The organism is Vibrio toranzoniae (assembly GCF_024347655.1).
Classification (GTDB): Bacteria; Pseudomonadota; Gammaproteobacteria; order Enterobacterales; family Vibrionaceae; genus Vibrio; species Vibrio toranzoniae.
On record NZ_AP025515.1, the window covers coordinates 102035 to 118638 of the forward strand.

The following is a 16604-nucleotide window of genomic DNA, read 5'->3' on the forward strand; positions in this document are numbered from 1 at the left end:
TGAATGTATAATTGGAAAGCGATTATAGTCCTAATGTTAAGTGGCGGTCTTTTTGCTTGCTCGACAACTCAAGTACCTGTCGAGCCAGAGCAAAAGCCTCAAGTCGAACAACCTATTGTGGATGATTCTTCAGAAGCTGACGCAGCAGAAGGCGAAAAAGTCACAGAGCCTACAGAGAAGCCTGAAGAAGTAAAACCAACTGAAGCTGAGGTAAAACCTGTGCCTGTTGAAAAGCCGGTAGAAAAGGTTAGAAAAACGAACGATGGCAAACTGATTCTTGGTGCAGAAGAGTGGGTGTTTGTTCCTGGTTTAAAAGAAGCGTTTAAAGCACGTGTCGATACAGGTGCCACAACATCATCAATCAGTGCGGTTGATATTGTCGATTTTGAACGTGACGGCAAAGACTGGGTTAAGTTCAAAATTGAACATGACAACATCACAACTGAAGAAATCAGCTTACCTGTAGAGCGTTGGGTTAAGATCAAGCAGTCAAGCGCTGAGGGTACACAACGACGCGCTGTTGTCGTTGCCGCGATTCAAATTGGTGATCTAAAAGATAAAACGGAATTTACGCTAGCAGATCGAACGCATCTTTCTTTCCCACTTCTGTTGGGTAGAAGCTTCTTTAGAGATATTGCGGTTGTCGATGTAAGCCAAAAATACGTCCAGAAGAAAATAACTAAATAGAATTAAGAGCATGAGTTCGTCCTCAATAGGACGCTTCTGTTGTTTTTGATTAATCGAATCCCTGTTAATGAAATTAATGGGGATTTTTTCTATTTATGGCCTAATAACAGAGGAATTGTATTTAATTTTGCACTGTTCGCCATCCTTTCACCGTTTAACCTCGACAATGTGATCCTGATCTCTATATAATCCGCGCTTCGTTTTATGTTTAACCCATACTTTCGTACTTCTTATATAGGCACGTCTTTCTGCTTAATAATTATGTGTCAGTACACGCTTAGGAATTAGTTCTTTGATATCTACCGCGAACATCACAATGCAATTTGGCGCAGAGCCGCTGTTTGAAAACATCTCTGCTAAATTTGGTAACGGCAACCGCTATGGTTTGATCGGCGCTAATGGCTGCGGCAAATCAACGTTCATGAAAATCCTAAGTGGCGCACTAACGCCAAGTTCGGGCAACGTTTCTATCACTCCAGGAGAAAAACTGGGTGTGTTAAGCCAAGATCAGTTCGCATTCGAACAATACAGCGTTATCGACGTTGTAATCATGGGCGACAGAAAGCTGTGGGAAGTAAAACAAGAACGTGACCGTATATACTCTTTACCTGAAATGAGTGAAGACGATGGTATGAAAGTCGCTGAGCTTGAAAGCGAATTCGCAGAAATGGATGGCTATACAGCAGAAAGCCGCGCGGGTGACATCTTGATTCAAGCGGGTATCGAGGAAGAGTTCCACTTCGGCCTGATGCAGCAAGTTGCTCCTGGTTGGAAACTGCGTGTGCTATTGGCACAAGCGCTATTTGCAAATCCAGATATCCTACTTCTTGATGAACCAACCAACAACTTGGACATTCACACGATCAACTGGCTTGCTGAAGAGCTAAACCAGCGTAAATGTACAATGATCATCATCTCGCACGATAGACACTTCCTGAACTCTGTGTGTACGCACATGGCGGACATCGATTACGGTGAACTGCGTATTTACCCAGGTAACTACGAGTACTTCCTGGAAGCATCTGGCTTGATTCGCGAACAACTTCTAGCAAGCAATGCTAAGAAAGCAGCTGAAATCAGCGAACTGCAAGATTTCGTAAACCGTTTTGGTGCTAACGCATCGAAAGCGAAGCAAGCAAGTTCACGCGCTAAGAAAATGGACAAAATCACGCTTGATGAAGTGAAATCATCGAGCCGTATGAGCCCATCAATTGATTTCGGTGAAGGTAAGAAACTACACCGTCAAGCGCTTGAACTTCAAGAACTTGGTCACGGCTTCGATGGTGAAACACTGTTTGCTGGTGGTAATTTACTGCTTGAAGCGGGTACGCGCCTTGCGGTTATCGGTGAGAACGGTGTGGGTAAAACCACGCTGCTACGTTGTCTAGTTCAAGAGCTAGAGCAGAACGAAGGTATCGTTAAATGGTCTGAAAATGCTTCTGTAGGTTACTGCCCACAAGACAGCACTAAGGATTTTGATAACGATCTGAGCATCTTCGATTGGATCTCACAATGGCGTACAGTGAAGCACGATGACCTAATGGTACGTGGCATTCTTGGTCGTCTGTTGTTTACGGCTGACGATGCAAATAAGAAAGCTCGTAACTGTTCTGGTGGTGAGAAGAACCGTCTGCTATTCGGCAAGCTAATGATGCAAGACATCAACGTGCTTGTAATGGATGAACCAACCAACCACATGGACATGGAAGCAATCCAAGCCCTGAACGACGCGTTGAAGGTTTACACTGGCACGCTTATCTTCGTAAGCCATGACCGTGAGTTTGTTTCGTCGCTGGCGACACACATTATCGACGTGAAAGACCAACAATTGGTCAGTTTCCAAGGCACTTATGAAGAGTACCTAGATCATCAAAAAAAGATGTTGATGGTTAATTTATAGAGTAAGTTGCTGGCTTAGGGTTTTTAATGACTAAAAGCTAGCGAAACTAACAAAAAAAGCCCCGAACATTAATTTGTTCGGGGCTTTTTGTATTTAATTCGTCCAGCTACTTATTATACCAATCGTAGTAAATAACTGATCACTTACTTACTGTGATTGGTATTACTTAGTGACGAAACCTAGCTTATTCATAAAACCTAGATACGAAATATAGCTTAGAAACCGAATCGAGCTGACATTAGAATTTGGTGACCGTAAGTGCCGTTGTTTCGCATATCAAGACCAACAGAAAGTTGATCTGTCGAGTGAAAGCGAGCACCAACCCCTACAATTGAACGCGTATCGTCGTTGTCGATCAATTGGCCAAGACGTGCGTTAACCTCAACACTTGCCATTAACCATGCTTTTATACCGATGTTTATTTCAGTTTTAATGTCATTGTTGTCATTACGTTCAATGTTGTGCAACAGCATTTGGCCTGTCACATCAGCAAATTGATTAATCGGACCGTTAAACCCCATACCTACAGCGGCATCCCAATCGCTCTCAAATTCAGAATCGATACGTGCAATGATGTGTGAGTTCTGAGTAAACATTGTTGTGACTTCACCACCGAAAGTACTCGGGCTGGTACCCATGCGCAGCTCGAATGTGTTGTAGTTAAAGTTGTTTGCAGACGCAGAGAATGAACACAGTGCAGCTAACCCCAGAAGGACAGTCTTGTTTGTGCGACCTAGCATGGTGACTCCATATAAATTGTATTTTTCGGCAGTATATACAAAAAAGCCTGCAACATGCAGGCCAATTTATTGAAGCGCGTAATTTAAAGCTAAATAGTTGAGTCTTGAAGCTTACAAAACTTGAATATGATCAACTTCGATCTCTGGTGTTTTGCCACCTTCGTACTCACCAAAGATACGTACTTTGGTATCAGCAGCTAGAGGTTGTGATAGACGGATATCGTCATCCAGCTCTATTTGAATTTCACTCTGTCCGTCAGAGAAGATAAACGTGTCATTTTTTATCTGACGAACAATCCTGCCGTCTACGATCGCGTCCCGCTCTGTGAACATGCTTGTGTCTGCAAGCAGTGTAGCAACAGAAACGGTTTCGATTGCTCCTGTGTAAGCAATAGGGCCTTTGTGTTTATTATTACTGTGGTCACCAGCCATTGCGAAGGCAGGGGCTAAGGTGATGATTGATACAATTGCGAGTACAGTTTTTTTCATGATGAATTCCTTAGTATTGTTTTTGAGTTGAAACGTCTTCTTTAGCTAAGACAATTTCTTGGGAAGAGACGTTTAGCTTCGATAATGCTAGTAAACAACATTAAGGTTGAATCCAGAGTGAGTAAGGTATTCATTTTCCATTCATTTTACTGGGCATCAACTCGACAATGACGCTAATATAGGGGCAGATAAATATTGCCAAACGGCAAGAAATTAAGGATTTAAGTACAAATGCGATCACCATTAAGCGCCCTTATGGTTCAAGGGACAACGTCAGATGCTGGGAAAAGTGTTTTGGTGGCAGGTTTATGCCGTGTATTGGCTAGGAAAGGCATTAAAGTGGCCCCTTTTAAGCCACAAAACATGGCGTTAAACAGTGCCGTGACAAAAGACGGTGGCGAAATTGGTCGCGCGCAAGCAGTTCAGGCGCAAGCTTGTAATATTGAAGCGTCTGTTCACATGAATCCTGTATTGCTGAAACCGAACTCAGACACAGGAGCACAAGTGATTTTGCAAGGCCGTGCGTTAAGCAATATGGAAGCGACCGGTTATCACGATTATAAGAAGGTCGCGATGAATACGGTTATCGATTCATTCGACCGACTTTCTGCAGAATATGAAAGTGTCATGATCGAAGGTGCAGGTAGCCCAGCTGAAATCAATTTGCGTGAAAATGATATCGCCAACATGGGATTTGCTGAGAAAGCAGATATCCCAGTCATTATCGTAGCGGATATCGACCGTGGCGGTGTTTTCGCTCACCTTTACGGCACATTGGCTCTATTATCTGAATCTGAGCAGGCACGAGTGAAAGGTTTCGTGATTAACCGTTTTAGAGGCGACATTGCGCTGCTGCAATCTGGCCTAGATTGGTTAGAAGAGAAAACTGGCAAGCCTGTGATTGGTGTATTGCCGTACTTGCATGGTTTTAACCTTGAAGCAGAAGATGCCATTACCTCCGCTCAAGAGTCTGATGGAGAAGCTAAGCTCAAGGTCGTGGTGCCTGTACTAACTCGAATAAGTAACCATACAGACTTTGACGCGCTGCGACTTAACCCGTCGATTGATTTACGTTACGTAGGCAAAGGCGAACGTCTGAACAACGCGGATTTGATTATCTTACCGGGTACAAAGTCAGTCAGAGCAGATTTGGGCTACCTAAAAGAGCAGGGGTGGGATAGAGATATTCAACGCCACCTCCGTTTAGGTGGCAAGGTTATGGGTATTTGTGGCGGTTACCAGATGCTAGGAAACATTATCCACGACCCTGATGGAGTTGAGGGCGAGCCAGGTAGCAGTGAAGGGCTAGGTTACCTTGATACGGACACTACCTTAACGCAGCAGAAAACCTTAACTAACGTGATCGGTACTATGACGCTGGATGAAAAATCAGCACAAGTAAAAGGTTACGAAATTCACGTAGGTAGCACTGATGTCAAAGAAACCGTATTACCGGTTCGGTTAGAATCAGGCAGCCTTGATGGTGCTATAAATCAAGACAACTCGATATTTGGTACTTATCTGCACGGCATATTCGATAACAGTGATGCGTTATCGCTTATCTGCGAATGGGCAGGAGCCAATGATGTAACAGCGATTGACCACGAACAGCTTAAAGAGTTGGGTATTAATCGAATCGCCGACGCCATCGAAGAGCACTTAAATCTTGAATTGCTTTGGCCTGAGTCTAAAGCTCGGGTTTGAATGGGAATATCGGTTAATAACTAAAACAAATAATAGATAAGTGAGAATAATGAAAAAGCTAGCTACCCTCATCACCTTAGCGTTAACGACTTCGTTGAGTTCGACTCATCTTTTAGCGGCCGAAAAGCTAAGAGTTTATGCTGCATCGTCTATGACAAACGCGGTTAACCTATTGGTTGATGAGTTTGAGAAAGACCATTCTGTCGATGTTATTCCTGTGTACGCTAGTACTTCTTCATTGGTACGTCAGATTGAAAGAGGGGCGTCTGCAGACATTTTTATCTCGGCAAATGAAAAATGGATGACGTATTTAGTTGACCGAAAATACGTATCTAGTGACAATGTCACTAACCTGTGTGAGAACGAACTTGTGCTGATTTCACCGAAAGGTATACCGGTATCGTTGGATATCTCACAGGGTGACCAATGGACTAAATTGCTGACTAATGAAAGACTTGCAGTTGGAAATACGATGTCGGTTCCTGCTGGTATCTATGCGAAGGAAGCATTAGAAGCTTTGGGTGTGTGGGATGACGTGAGCGAGCGGTTAGCACCAAGTAACAATGTGCGTATGGCATTGGCTTTGGTAGAACGTAATGAAGCTAAACTTGGAATTGTCTATAAAACTGATGCTCTACTTTCTAAAGAAGTGAGTTTAGTCGAGACGTTCCCTGCAGATTTGCATACCCCAATACGTTACCCTGTAGCGAAGTTGAGCGATAAAGTCGTCGCAGAACAGTTCTATACTTTCTTAAAGAGCGAAAAAGCGAAAGACACCTTGAACAGTTTTGGGTTTGAAGTGCGTTAAATGATGTATTTATCAGAATACGAATACCAAGCCTTAATGCTGAGCTTGAAAGTTGCTGGTTTTGCCATCTTATGGCTGATTCCTATCGGCATTGGTTTAGCGTGGCTGCTTGCTAAGAAACAATTTTTTGGTAAAAGCATTGTCGAGAGCTTTGTGCATCTGCCTTTAGTGTTACCTCCTGTGGTCATCGGCTATCTATTGTTGGTGATGATGGGCAGGCAAGGCATTATTGGCTCATGGCTCAATGAAGTGTTTGGTATTGTATTCAGCTTTAGCTGGAAGGGGGCGGCATTGGCGTGCGTTGTTGTCGCGTTGCCATTAATGGTTCGCTCTATCCGACTCAGCCTAGAGACGGTCGATAGTAAACTTGAAGAAGCGGCTGCCACATTGGGCGCGTCGCCGATTCGTGTGTTTTTCACAATCACATTACCTCTGATGCTTCCTGGGATTATTACCGGTACCATGCTCTCTTTTGCGAGAAGCCTTGGTGAGTTTGGCGCGACGATTAGTTTCGTTTCAAATATTCCCGGTGAAACCCAAACTATTCCTTTGGCTATGTACACCTTTATCGAAACGCCTGGTGCGGAGATGGAAGCCGCACGTTTATGTGCCATTTCTATCGTGATAGCGCTTGGTTCATTGATGCTATCTGAGTGGCTAAATAAAAAGTCTGCACAACGATTAGGAGGTAATGCATGAGTGCCTTAATACTCCAATACCAACAACAGCTTGGTGAAACTTTTTTTGATATCGACTTAATGTTACCTAGCCACGGTATCACTGCGATTTTTGGCCGTTCAGGTGCGGGTAAAACCTCGTTAATTAATGCAATTAGTGGTCTTAAACAGCCAGATAAGGGCTTGATCAGCGTATCGGGAACCACCTTATTTGATAGTGACAAGGGCATTAACTTGCCGACACACAAACGCAACGTCGGTTATGTTTTCCAAGAGTCGAGATTGTTTCCACATCTAAAGGTGTCAGCGAACCTCAAATACGGAATGAAGGGCGTTGATAAAACGCATTTTGAGCAAATCGTTTCACTGTTGTCTTTGGGCTCATTGCTTGATCGCTATCCGGCACGGTTGTCTGGTGGTGAGAAGCAACGTGTGGCGATTGGCCGTGCTTTGTTGTCTAAGCCGAGCATTTTGTTGATGGATGAGCCTTTAGCCTCTCTCGACTTGCCTCGTAAGCGTGAAGTGATGCCGTTTTTGGAGAATTTATCCGAAACCGTTCAAATCCCAGTTATCTATGTCACACACAGTCTTAATGAAATATTACGCTTGGCGAACTACTTAGTGATTATCGATCAAGGTAAAGTCATTTCATCGGGCGTAACCGAAGAAGTATGGGCATCTAGAGCCATGCAACCTTGGCAATCTTTCTCAGAGCAAAGTTCGCTATTTGAAGCAACATTAACGGAACACAATAACGATTATACTTTGTCTCGTCTGACGCTTGGTAAATCGACGTCGTTATGGGTTCAGAAGGTGTCGAGTGAGATTGGTGCGGCGGTAAGATTACAAGTTAGAGCAAATGATGTTTCTATCGCACTACATAAGCCGAAAGGTACTTCGATACGTAATATTCTCCCTGTAACCATTAAAAGCGTAGAGACGCAGCAACAGGGCAATAATAGGCAGAGTGTAGGGGTTAAGTTGGAGTTAGAGTTAGGGTGTTACCTTTGGGCAACAATCACGTTATGGGCTTTAGATGAACTCAATCTAGAAATTGGCCAGCGTGTTTATGCTCAGATCAAGGGTGTTAGTGTCACGCAGAGAGATATTGCTGTTACACACTAAATCGTCAATTGAAAGTTTAGATCGTGAATTAGACTTTAGAGGCGTCAGTTAAGCACAGGTTGTTATGTCGTAACAACGACAAGAAAAAGTCGCGGGCACAAAAAAAGCCGCTCCTTTTAAGCAGTAAGCGGCTTAATCATAAATAGTACTGTTAGCGATTTACTTAGTAAAAACTTCTTTAAAATCACGCTTCAAGATAGCATCACGACGAGCTTTCTTGATTTGCTTAACCATGTCTTTTACACAGTTGTGTAGGACTTGGTCTAGCAGTTGAGCACGGTACTCTTCTTTTTCTTCGTCAGTCATGTCTTCTGGAAGTTTAAGAGTCGGGAACTCTTCCATCACGTTGACGCCAGCGAACGCTTGGCTTACAGAAATTAGAGCGTGAAACTGCTCAAAGTTGTCTAAAACATCTTGTGCGCTCGCTGGAAGGCTATCCCAAGCTTCACGTACCGCTTCTTCAGACACTTCGTGAATAGAAGTAACCATGAAGTGCATCTCTTTTGGCACTTCATCAAATTCGATAACTTGACGAAGCTCTGGTGAGATAGTGGTTAAATCGATTTCTGGTTGTTCGTTGCTTTTAGCGTCTGACATAATATTTCTCTTTAAAAAGAAAACAATGCTAAAAAGATCTGTAAAAAAGTCAATATAATATAGAGATTAGTGCATGATTTAAGCCCAAAATTGAGCTACTTTGAATATTCAGCACAATATAAAGGTGATGTGATGATAGAAAAGGGAGCTTCGATGCGCATATTACTGGTTGATGACGTTCAACTAGACAGAATGCAGCTTGCTATTCGACTCAAGCAACTGGGCCATATTGTTGAAGCTGTTGGAAGTGGTAAGGAAGCCCTAAATATTTACTCTAATTTTGATCCTGAACTCGTGTTGCTTGATATCACTATGCCTGATATGGACGGTTTTGAGGTTGCAAACGAGGTGCGTCATCAATTCCCCGAGTGGGTTCCCATCATCTTTTTGAGTGGTCACGAAGAGCCTGAAATGATTGCAAAAGCGATTGATGCTGGTGGCGATGATTATCTGATCAAGCCAGTGAACAAAGTTGTTTTGAATTCTAAGTTGATAGCGATGCAGCGTATTGCGCACATGAGGCGTGAGTTAAAGCAGAGCACAGCCAAACTAGAAGAACTGAACATCCTTCTTCAACAGCAAGCCAACGAAGACGGTTTAACCAAATTGTACAACCGTCGATATATGGATACTAAGCTTGAAGAGAGCATTGCGTGGCACGGAAGACGTAATATGCCCATGACCGTGATACTCCTAGATGTAGATTTCTTTAAGTCTTATAACGACAATTACGGCCATATTCAAGGAGATAAATGTTTGCAAGAACTTGCTAGTACATTAAAGCGCCTCTTTGTTCGAGCTGGAGAATTTGTAGGTCGTTATGGCGGTGAAGAGTTTGTGTTGATTTTGAGTGATACGGATATCAAAGCAGCTAAATTACATGCGGATCGGGTAGAAGAAGCACTTCATGAAATGAACTATACACACAATTACTCAACCGTTTCCGATAGAGTTACAGTGTCACAAGGGGTGCTGTCATTTATTCCCTGTGGTGATGAATCTATTGACTTTGTTTACGAAAAAGTTGATCAAGTGCTTTATCAAGCCAAACAAAGTGGTAGAAATACCTACATACAACGAAACATTTTGGATCTTGCAGTTTAGTTTACCTGCTCGTTAGATATTTGAAATGACACTTCTACTAGTGTTGAAGCTAGAAAGGGATTTAAGGGATAAAAATGCCACACTCAAAGTCATTTTCTATGATTAATAGATGTTGGACACCGGTCGTACCTGTACTTTGTTTTGTTGTTCCTACCGTTGTTAATGCTGCCACGTCGTTATCTGACCTTTTTCGTAAAGATATCGAGCAGAGCTTTGCGACGAGTGTACTGCTTAACGATACCGATGTTTTCACTTTTGGTATCAATAGCTTTGATCCAAATAAAGTATTTAGTTTAGACAATGATGCTATTGGTTCGAATGATTCCGTAAGTCGCCGAAAAAGTATTACGTCCCTCAGCCTACCATACACATTTGAATTACCAGCTTACATTGAAGATAACCATCAAGAGGTGACTCTTAGTTTGTCTGCATTGCGTGTTGAGAGAGACGTTCGATATGAGTCAACGACAGTAACTGATTTTCAAAAAGAGACCATAGTATCGGGGTATGTTGAGTTCGCTAACGTTTCTCAATTAAATGATTATTGGAGTTTCCATTCAGGGATTGGTAATCATGTTTCTTACTATCGTAACGACTTCGATTATCGTGCTAATCTGCTTAAGCCGCTTGCTGGCCAACTTGACGGGACTTATCTCAATACTGATGCTTGGGCCTATATCATTGAGCCTAAAATCAAGTTGATCTTTGAAGACAAGAACGATTGGGGAAAATACAAACTCAGCACCAGTTGGCGTTACTTTAATGGTGTCGGTTGGGGCGAAGCAAATAACGGTAATATTGGCCACCCAGAAGGTTGGTATATAGCCAATGAAGCGAAGATCTTTTACGACCTAGTTCGTTGGGATAAAAACATTACATCTATGTACTCCAGTATCAGGAGAATTGATATTGGAGGTGATACTGTTGCTCCTATGGGAACGACGTCGTATTACGAAGGCAGTGTGGGCTGGCTGCTTAACCCCAACTTATTTAATGAATGGGTCGATAATGTAGGAATTGGCTTTACGATCAATTACGGAAGCAGCTTGAAAGGAGGGAGCTTGATTATCTTCTTCAATCAAGATTAGTCTCCAAACTTATCTTCTCCTGTTCGGCTCTCAATTTATTGATGTTTATTGCTGAAGGCTCTAGCTAACTGTAGATGCGCTTACTTGCCTCCCAGAATTAGCTTTTAACACACAGTTTGTTTCGGCCAGTTTCTTTAGCTTTGTACAGTGCATTATCCGCAAGCTTCAAAACTTCTTCGGGCTGTCTTGTGGTCGTACTATCAGCCAACCCAATACTTACCGTTACATTCACAACATCTGCAGGTTTACTATTCTTGCCACGCTTTTTCATACCAACTTCATGGTCATCAGGGCGCTCGTGAGCGTTACGAATAGTGATGTCGTAATTCTGGACCTCAGAAATTAGAGCTTGAAGGTGCTCTTTCACTTGTTCGGTGTACTTGCCTTTAAAAATGATCGTGAACTCTTCACCACCATAGCGATAAGCTTTCGCACCTCCGGTTGTTTCTTTCAATACACGAGCCACTAGTTTCAGCACATCGTCGCCAATATCATGCCCGTAGGTATCATTAAATTTCTTGAAGTGATCGATATCCACCATCGCCATCGAGTACTTACGCCCTAAGTGCTTCATATCCACTTCTAAGGCGTGTCGACCAGGAATGTTAGTCAGTTGGTCATTAAAGGCCATATCGTGGCTTGCTGACATCACATAGATAATGATCAAGGTACCCGATAGTGAAAACATAGTGCTTGAGATGTATTGAACGTCAAAAAAGATAAAGGTACATGACGCGAGCAAAATTGCACTGTAGACCACAACATCAATCGCTCGGTTGTATACCAGAACCAAAATAGATGTCAGGCCGAGTAGACAAAGGCTATATAGCACCAAAACTAAAGGCAGTTTGGAAAAATCCCTTACGACAAACAAAATGCCTTCGCTCCATGATTCAAAACCTCCGGCATGGAAGTGAGAAACAATCAATTGTGTCCACACCATAAACAACACGAGTACCAAGGCATATAACAGCATGGATTTTGAGTTAACGCCATTATCGGGGAAGGCATAAACGAGTAAGCAAGTCACAGGCAGTAGAGCGGCCAGCAGAGATAGCTCTAACAAAGTGGTTCCGGTATTGAGTGGCGATTGCAAGCGAACTTGGATGATTAAATAAGCGACAAGCATGGTTACAGAAACCATGGCCATTCGACCTTGCTTAAATGTGTGGCACAGCATGACCGCAACGCTCAGTAAAATATATGGGAGGTTGCTAGCAAACCCTATGTTTGAATCCGTCACGAGAATGACGTTGTTCATACCTGCAAGTAATATTGCTAAGAGAAGTAAGGGGAAGCAAAATCGAAACATGCTCGACGTTACGAAAGAAGATGTCATTTATGTGGTGAGCCTAACTATAATGATGATCTTATAATTTAATGTTATACGTAGGATACGGTTAAACAAGCGATTGCCAAGCTTTTTGCCTAAATTAAAGCAAAATATTGCCATAGGGCGCTAATGGCGCCACCATTTTATATGTATTTGAGTTGCTATTAACCATAGAACGAACTAAACAGTATATATGATAAATTAATTAGTCGTTATAAGTACTTAACAAAATTCAGGTGCTTTTGCCTTAATTGTCATATTAGCTCCGATAACTGACAGAAACATAGACTGTAATCAAATTCGAGCAAGCTCTATAACAGAGTTAAAGTAAGTTTTGCGATTAGGTTGTTCACTATTTGAAACTAGGTCATAAACAACCGCTACAAATGGAGGTGTAGTATGCAAATTAGTGTTGATGTACATAACTATATGGAAACTTTGGTGGGGCACGTTTTGTCTACCGAGGAATATGTGTCTAGCTATACTAACGAACAGTTGGCCGATCTTGCGTGTCTGGCTTTAGGGCAACTTAAGCCGATCTACATTCGCTTCGATATCGATTTTCTTTCAGCACTGCCAGAAGATAAATTAGTGCTCTATAAACGAAACAGTGAGGTCGCGGTAAAAAATGCAGAAAGTATGGTTATTGACGATAGAAGACGTGAGCGTAACGACAATGTGCCCGTTATATTTAGCCAACATAACTTTGATGATGACGTAGAGTTGCAATGGTATGAAAAGCCATTGTTGAATCGTAAACAGTCATGATAGTTTAGTGTGAGTGCGGTCATTTAAGGAGTAAAAATACATGGGTTTCTTCTCTAGATTATTTAGTGGCAAAGAAAAAACCGAACAAAAAGTAGAGATTGAGCCAGTCGAATATAAGGGTTTCAATATCTATCAAGATGCCATTGCTGAATCTGGTCAATACCGTGTTGCTGGGCGAATCGAGAAAGAGATCGAAGGTGAAATTAAAACTCATCGGTTTATTCGCTCTGACGTTGTTTCAAACAAACAAGACGCCAACGAATTAATGCTCAAGAAATCACAGATGTTCATCGACCAAATGGGTAACAATATATTTAGCTAACCAATTAGGGTTAGAATTGATGTTAGTCATCATTTTGAGAGCTTTCAGTGTATATGCTGAAAGCTCTTTTTTGTTTTTGAGAATAAGATCTGCTAACAGGTAGTTGTCACACAGATTACTGATTGAGTGGTTGATCTGCTTTGAGGAAGGGTTTCACTTCTTAAAATAAAGTGCTTAAAACTCCACCAAACTGTTATAAGTAATAACTTTTCTTATTCTTTGAACAAAACGCTTGAAGTATTAGTTGTCGTTAGATACAAACGAATAAGTCATTGTGCCAATAGTCAAGGAATAGCTATGCAAATTGGTGTACCAAGAGAAACACTCGCAGGTGAAACGCGAGTCGCTGCATCGCCGAAATCGGTAGAGCAGCTACTAAAATTAGGGTTTGAAGTTTGTGTTGAATCACAAGCAGGTGCGTTAGCAAGTTTTGAAGATGCAGCTTATGAACAAGCTGGAGCAAAAGTTGTTACTGCAGATGAAGCTTGGAAATCCGATATTATCTTTAAAGTTAACGCTCCGATCGTTGACGAGTCTAAAAACGAAATCGATCTACTTAAAGATGGCGCAACATTGGTCAGCTTTATTTGGCCTGCTCAAAACCCAGAATTAATGGAACAATTGTCCAGTCGTAACATCAACGTGATGGCGATGGATTCTGTTCCACGAATTTCGAGAGCTCAGGCGCTAGATGCGTTGAGTTCTATGGCAAACATCGCCGGTTATCGTGCGGTTGTTGAAGCGGCGCATGAATTCGGCCGATTCTTCACCGGTCAAATTACAGCGGCTGGTAAAGTTCCACCAGCAAAAGTACTGGTTGCTGGTGCGGGTGTTGCTGGCCTTGCCGCTATTGGTGCTGCAGGTAGTTTGGGTGCGATTGTTCGTTCGTTCGATGTTCGTCCAGAAGTAAAAGAGCAAGTAGAGTCTATGGGCGCTGAGTTCTTGGAAGTCGATTTCAAGGAAGATACAAGCGCTGGTGATGGCTACGCAAAAGAGATGTCTGACGCGTTCAATAAGAAAGCTGAAGAACTTTATGCGGCTCAAGCGAAAGACGTCGACATCATTATTACCACCGCTCTTATCCCAGGACGTCCGGCACCTAAACTGATTACCAAAGAGATGGTAGACAGCATGAGTGCAGGTAGCGTGATTGTCGATCTTGCAGCAGCGAATGGCGGTAACTGTGAGTACACGGTTGCGGATCAAGTCATTACAACAGCGAATGGCGTTAAGATTGTTGGTTACACAGACATGGTTGGTCGTCTACCGACTCAGTCTTCTCAACTCTACGCGACTAACCTCGTTAACTTGCTAAAACTGCTTTGCAAAGAGAAAGACGGCAATATCAATATAGACTTTGAAGATGTTGTGCTGCGTGGAGTCACAGTAGTAAAAGAAGGCGAAGTCACTTGGCCAGCGCCACCAATTCAAGTTTCTGCTCAACCACAACAAGCTAAACCAAAAGCAGCGAAACCCGAGCCTAAAGTTGAAGAACCTGTTTCTCCAATTAAGAAAGCGGCGGGTATGGCGGTTGCTGTTGGTGCATTCGCTTGGGTTGCTTCGGTTGCTCCTGCTGCATTTTTATCTCACTTTACCGTTTTTGTTCTCGCTTGCGTGGTGGGTTATTACGTAGTTTGGAATGTAAGCCATTCTCTGCACACACCGTTGATGTCCGTGACTAACGCGATTTCAGGGATCATTGTGGTAGGGGCACTGTTACAAATAGGACAAGGAAGTGGCGTCGTCACGTTCTTATCATTTATTGCCGTATTAATTGCAAGTATCAATATCTTTGGTGGCTTTACCGTGACCAAACGTATGCTTGAAATGTTCCGTAAAGACTAAGGAGTAACAGATGTCTGAAGGATTAGTACAAGCAGCTTATATTGTTGCTGCTGTATTCTTTATCATGAGCTTGGCTGGATTATCGAAACAGGAATCTGCACGTGCAGGTAACTATTACGGTATTACGGGGATGGCAATTGCATTGATCGCGACGATCTTTGGCCCTCACTCTACAGGTATTGTGTGGATAATCATCGCAATGGTGATCGGTGGTGGTATTGGTATCCACTACGCTAAGAAAGTTGAAATGACGGAAATGCCTGAGCTAGTGGCTATTCTGCACAGCTTTGTGGGTATGGCAGCGGTACTTGTGGGTTACAACAGTTACATTGATGCTCCTGAAGCGGCAACACACGCAGAGCATGTGATTCACTTAGTGGAAGTGTTCCTTGGCGTGTTTATCGGTGCGGTTACGTTCACTGGTTCGATTGTTGCGTTTGGTAAGCTTCGTGGCGTTATCTCTTCGTCGGCACTGAATATCCCTCATAAGCATAAGTGGAACCTAGCGGCTATTGTGGTTTCTACATTGCTAATGATCATGTTCGTGAAAGCAGACGGCAGCATGTTTGCACTTATGGTGATGACATTGATCGCGTTTGCATTCGGTTACCACCTAGTGGCATCGATTGGCGGTGCAGATATGCCTGTGGTGGTTTCTATGCTTAACTCGTACTCTGGTTGGGCAGCGGCGGCGGCAGGTTTCATGCTTGCGAACGACTTGCTTATCGTAACCGGTGCACTCGTTGGTTCGTCAGGTGCCATTCTGTCGTACATTATGTGTAAAGCAATGAACCGTTCGTTCATTAGTGTTATCGCTGGTGGTTTTGGCCAAGAAGTCACAGTTTCTGATGGCGATGAAGAGCAGGGCGAACACCGTGAAACCTCAGCTGAAGATGTGGCTGACATGCTTAAGAACTCTAAGTCAGTAATCATCACTCCGGGATATGGCATGGCAGTAGCCCAAGCTCAATACCCAGTGCATGAAATCACTGAGAAGCTAAGAGCGCAAGGTATTAACGTTCGCTTTGGTATCCACCCTGTCGCTGGTAGGTTACCGGGTCACATGAACGTGCTGCTTGCTGAAGCAAAAGTACCTTACGATATCGTTCTTGAAATGGACGAAATCAATGACGACTTTGACGAGACAGATACGGTATTGGTAATTGGTGCGAATGACACTGTAAACCCAGCAGCGCTGGAAGATCCAAACAGCCCAATTGCTGGCATGCCAGTACTTGAAGTTTGGAACGCTCAAAACGTCATCGTGTTCAAACGTTCGATGAACACTGGTTACGCAGGTGTGCAAAACCCACTGTTCTTTAAAGAGAATACACAGATGCTGTTTGGTGATGCGAAACAGAGCTGTCTAGGAATTCTAGAACACTTGTAAAGACCTGTCTGACAAACACCTTTAAAA

The 16604-nt window shown here is 42.9% G+C and carries 16 protein-coding genes; 12 read left to right on the top strand and 4 right to left on the bottom strand.

What is annotated here, in order from left to right; translation table 11 throughout:
• The first annotated feature begins 3 nt into the window (after positions 1-3).
• Both OCU50_RS14990 and OCU50_RS14995 read left to right on the top strand, forming a co-directional pair.
• Positions 4-687 carry a putative ATP-dependent zinc protease gene (locus OCU50_RS14990; protein WP_060466734.1) on the top strand — a complete coding sequence of 228 codons (684 nt, stop codon included), beginning with the start codon at positions 4-6 and terminating at the stop codon, positions 685-687.
• A gap of 292 nt (positions 688-979) precedes the next feature.
• Complete coding sequence (locus OCU50_RS14995; protein WP_082710304.1) at positions 980-2587, top strand: ABC-F family ATPase; 1608 nt, start codon at positions 980-982, stop codon at positions 2585-2587.
• Positions 2588-2802: 215 nt separating this feature from the next.
• Here OCU50_RS14995 and OCU50_RS15000 read toward each other — a convergent pair whose 3' ends face one another.
• Both OCU50_RS15000 and OCU50_RS15005 read right to left on the bottom strand, forming a co-directional pair.
• Positions 2803-3327: a hypothetical protein gene (locus OCU50_RS15000; protein ID WP_060466736.1), complete on the bottom strand. Its 525-nt coding sequence runs from the start codon at positions 3325-3327 to the stop codon at positions 2803-2805.
• A gap of 111 nt (positions 3328-3438) precedes the next feature.
• Positions 3439-3816 carry a YgiW/YdeI family stress tolerance OB fold protein gene (locus OCU50_RS15005; protein ID WP_060466737.1) on the bottom strand — a complete coding sequence of 126 codons (378 nt, stop codon included), beginning with the start codon at positions 3814-3816 and terminating at the stop codon, positions 3439-3441.
• Positions 3817-4047: 231 nt separating this feature from the next.
• Between OCU50_RS15005 and OCU50_RS15010 the strand changes: the two genes are divergently transcribed.
• The 4 genes from OCU50_RS15010 to modC are packed head-to-tail and all read left to right on the top strand — an operon-like array spanning position 4048 to position 8130.
• Positions 4048-5520 carry a cobyric acid synthase gene (locus OCU50_RS15010; RefSeq protein ID WP_060466738.1) on the top strand — a complete coding sequence of 491 codons (1473 nt, stop codon included), beginning with the start codon at positions 4048-4050 and terminating at the stop codon, positions 5518-5520.
• Between the two features lie 49 nt (positions 5521-5569).
• Complete coding sequence (gene modA, locus OCU50_RS15015) at positions 5570-6328, top strand: molybdate ABC transporter substrate-binding protein (protein ID WP_060466739.1); 759 nt, start codon at positions 5570-5572, stop codon at positions 6326-6328.
• Positions 6329-7027, top strand: coding sequence for a molybdate ABC transporter permease subunit (modB, locus tag OCU50_RS15020; protein WP_046223570.1), 699 nt, complete (start codon positions 6329-6331; stop codon positions 7025-7027).
• Entirely contained in the window at positions 7024-8130 is a 1107-nt protein-coding gene (modC, locus tag OCU50_RS15025) for a molybdenum ABC transporter ATP-binding protein ModC (RefSeq protein WP_060466740.1), read from the top strand. The genes modB and modC overlap by 4 nt, the downstream gene beginning before the upstream one ends.
• Positions 8131-8289: 159 nt before the next feature.
• On the opposite strand, the gene OCU50_RS15030 is transcribed toward modC, so the two are convergent.
• Positions 8290-8727 carry a DUF3069 domain-containing protein gene (locus tag OCU50_RS15030; RefSeq protein WP_060466741.1) on the bottom strand — a complete coding sequence of 146 codons (438 nt, stop codon included), beginning with the start codon at positions 8725-8727 and terminating at the stop codon, positions 8290-8292.
• Between the two features lie 132 nt (positions 8728-8859).
• On the opposite strand from OCU50_RS15030, the gene OCU50_RS15035 reads away from it, so the two are divergent.
• Entirely contained in the window at positions 8860-9831 is a 972-nt protein-coding gene (locus tag OCU50_RS15035) for a GGDEF domain-containing response regulator (RefSeq protein WP_201023932.1), read from the top strand.
• 74 nt (positions 9832-9905) lie between these two features.
• On the top strand, positions 9906-10919 hold the full coding sequence (locus OCU50_RS15040; RefSeq protein WP_060466742.1) for a Solitary outer membrane autotransporter beta-barrel domain: 1014 nt from the start codon (positions 9906-9908) through the stop codon (positions 10917-10919).
• 97 nt (positions 10920-11016) lie between these two features.
• Here OCU50_RS15040 and OCU50_RS15045 read toward each other — a convergent pair whose 3' ends face one another.
• Complete coding sequence (locus OCU50_RS15045) at positions 11017-12258, bottom strand: GGDEF domain-containing protein (protein WP_060466743.1); 1242 nt, start codon at positions 12256-12258, stop codon at positions 11017-11019.
• Between the two features lie 393 nt (positions 12259-12651).
• On the opposite strand from OCU50_RS15045, the gene OCU50_RS15050 reads away from it, so the two are divergent.
• From OCU50_RS15050 to pntB, 4 genes are all read left to right on the top strand, one after another.
• Positions 12652-13020, top strand: coding sequence for a late competence development ComFB family protein (locus OCU50_RS15050; protein ID WP_060466744.1), 369 nt, complete (start codon positions 12652-12654; stop codon positions 13018-13020).
• A 40-nt stretch (positions 13021-13060) separates the two neighbouring features.
• Positions 13061-13342: an HlyU family transcriptional regulator gene (locus OCU50_RS15055; RefSeq protein WP_060466745.1), complete on the top strand. Its 282-nt coding sequence runs from the start codon at positions 13061-13063 to the stop codon at positions 13340-13342.
• 297 nt (positions 13343-13639) lie between these two features.
• Positions 13640-15187 (top strand): Re/Si-specific NAD(P)(+) transhydrogenase subunit alpha, encoded by a 1548-nt coding sequence (gene pntA / locus OCU50_RS15060; RefSeq protein WP_060466746.1) that lies wholly within the window; start codon positions 13640-13642, stop codon positions 15185-15187.
• 10 nt (positions 15188-15197) lie between these two features.
• Positions 15198-16577 carry a Re/Si-specific NAD(P)(+) transhydrogenase subunit beta gene (gene pntB / locus OCU50_RS15065; RefSeq protein ID WP_060466747.1) on the top strand — a complete coding sequence of 460 codons (1380 nt, stop codon included), beginning with the start codon at positions 15198-15200 and terminating at the stop codon, positions 16575-16577.
• The last annotated feature ends 27 nt before the right edge of the window (positions 16578-16604 follow it).

Excerpts from the sequence above, each read along its gene's own strand:
- OCU50_RS14990 (WP_060466734.1), top strand. The coding sequence starts at position 4 with ATGTATAATTGGAAAGCGATTATAGTCCTAATGTTAAGTGGCGGTCTT.
- OCU50_RS15000 (WP_060466736.1), bottom strand. The coding sequence starts at position 3,327 with ATGCTAGGTCGCACAAACAAGACTGTCCTTCTGGGGTTAGCTGCACTG.
- OCU50_RS15005 (WP_060466737.1), bottom strand. The coding sequence starts at position 3,816 with ATGAAAAAAACTGTACTCGCAATTGTATCAATCATCACCTTAGCCCCT.
- OCU50_RS15010 (WP_060466738.1), top strand. The coding sequence starts at position 4,048 with ATGCGATCACCATTAAGCGCCCTTATGGTTCAAGGGACAACGTCAGAT.
- modA (WP_060466739.1), top strand. The coding sequence starts at position 5,570 with ATGAAAAAGCTAGCTACCCTCATCACCTTAGCGTTAACGACTTCGTTG.
- modB (WP_046223570.1), top strand. The coding sequence starts at position 6,329 with ATGATGTATTTATCAGAATACGAATACCAAGCCTTAATGCTGAGCTTG.
- modC (WP_060466740.1), top strand. The coding sequence starts at position 7,024 with ATGAGTGCCTTAATACTCCAATACCAACAACAGCTTGGTGAAACTTTT.
- OCU50_RS15030 (WP_060466741.1), bottom strand. The coding sequence starts at position 8,727 with ATGTCAGACGCTAAAAGCAACGAACAACCAGAAATCGATTTAACCACT.
- OCU50_RS15035 (WP_201023932.1), top strand. The coding sequence starts at position 8,860 with ATGATAGAAAAGGGAGCTTCGATGCGCATATTACTGGTTGATGACGTT.
- OCU50_RS15040 (WP_060466742.1), top strand. The coding sequence starts at position 9,906 with ATGCCACACTCAAAGTCATTTTCTATGATTAATAGATGTTGGACACCG.
- OCU50_RS15045 (WP_060466743.1), bottom strand. The coding sequence starts at position 12,258 with ATGACATCTTCTTTCGTAACGTCGAGCATGTTTCGATTTTGCTTCCCC.
- OCU50_RS15050 (WP_060466744.1), top strand. The coding sequence starts at position 12,652 with ATGCAAATTAGTGTTGATGTACATAACTATATGGAAACTTTGGTGGGG.
- OCU50_RS15055 (WP_060466745.1), top strand. The coding sequence starts at position 13,061 with ATGGGTTTCTTCTCTAGATTATTTAGTGGCAAAGAAAAAACCGAACAA.
- pntA (WP_060466746.1), top strand. The coding sequence starts at position 13,640 with ATGCAAATTGGTGTACCAAGAGAAACACTCGCAGGTGAAACGCGAGTC.
- pntB (WP_060466747.1), top strand. The coding sequence starts at position 15,198 with ATGTCTGAAGGATTAGTACAAGCAGCTTATATTGTTGCTGCTGTATTC.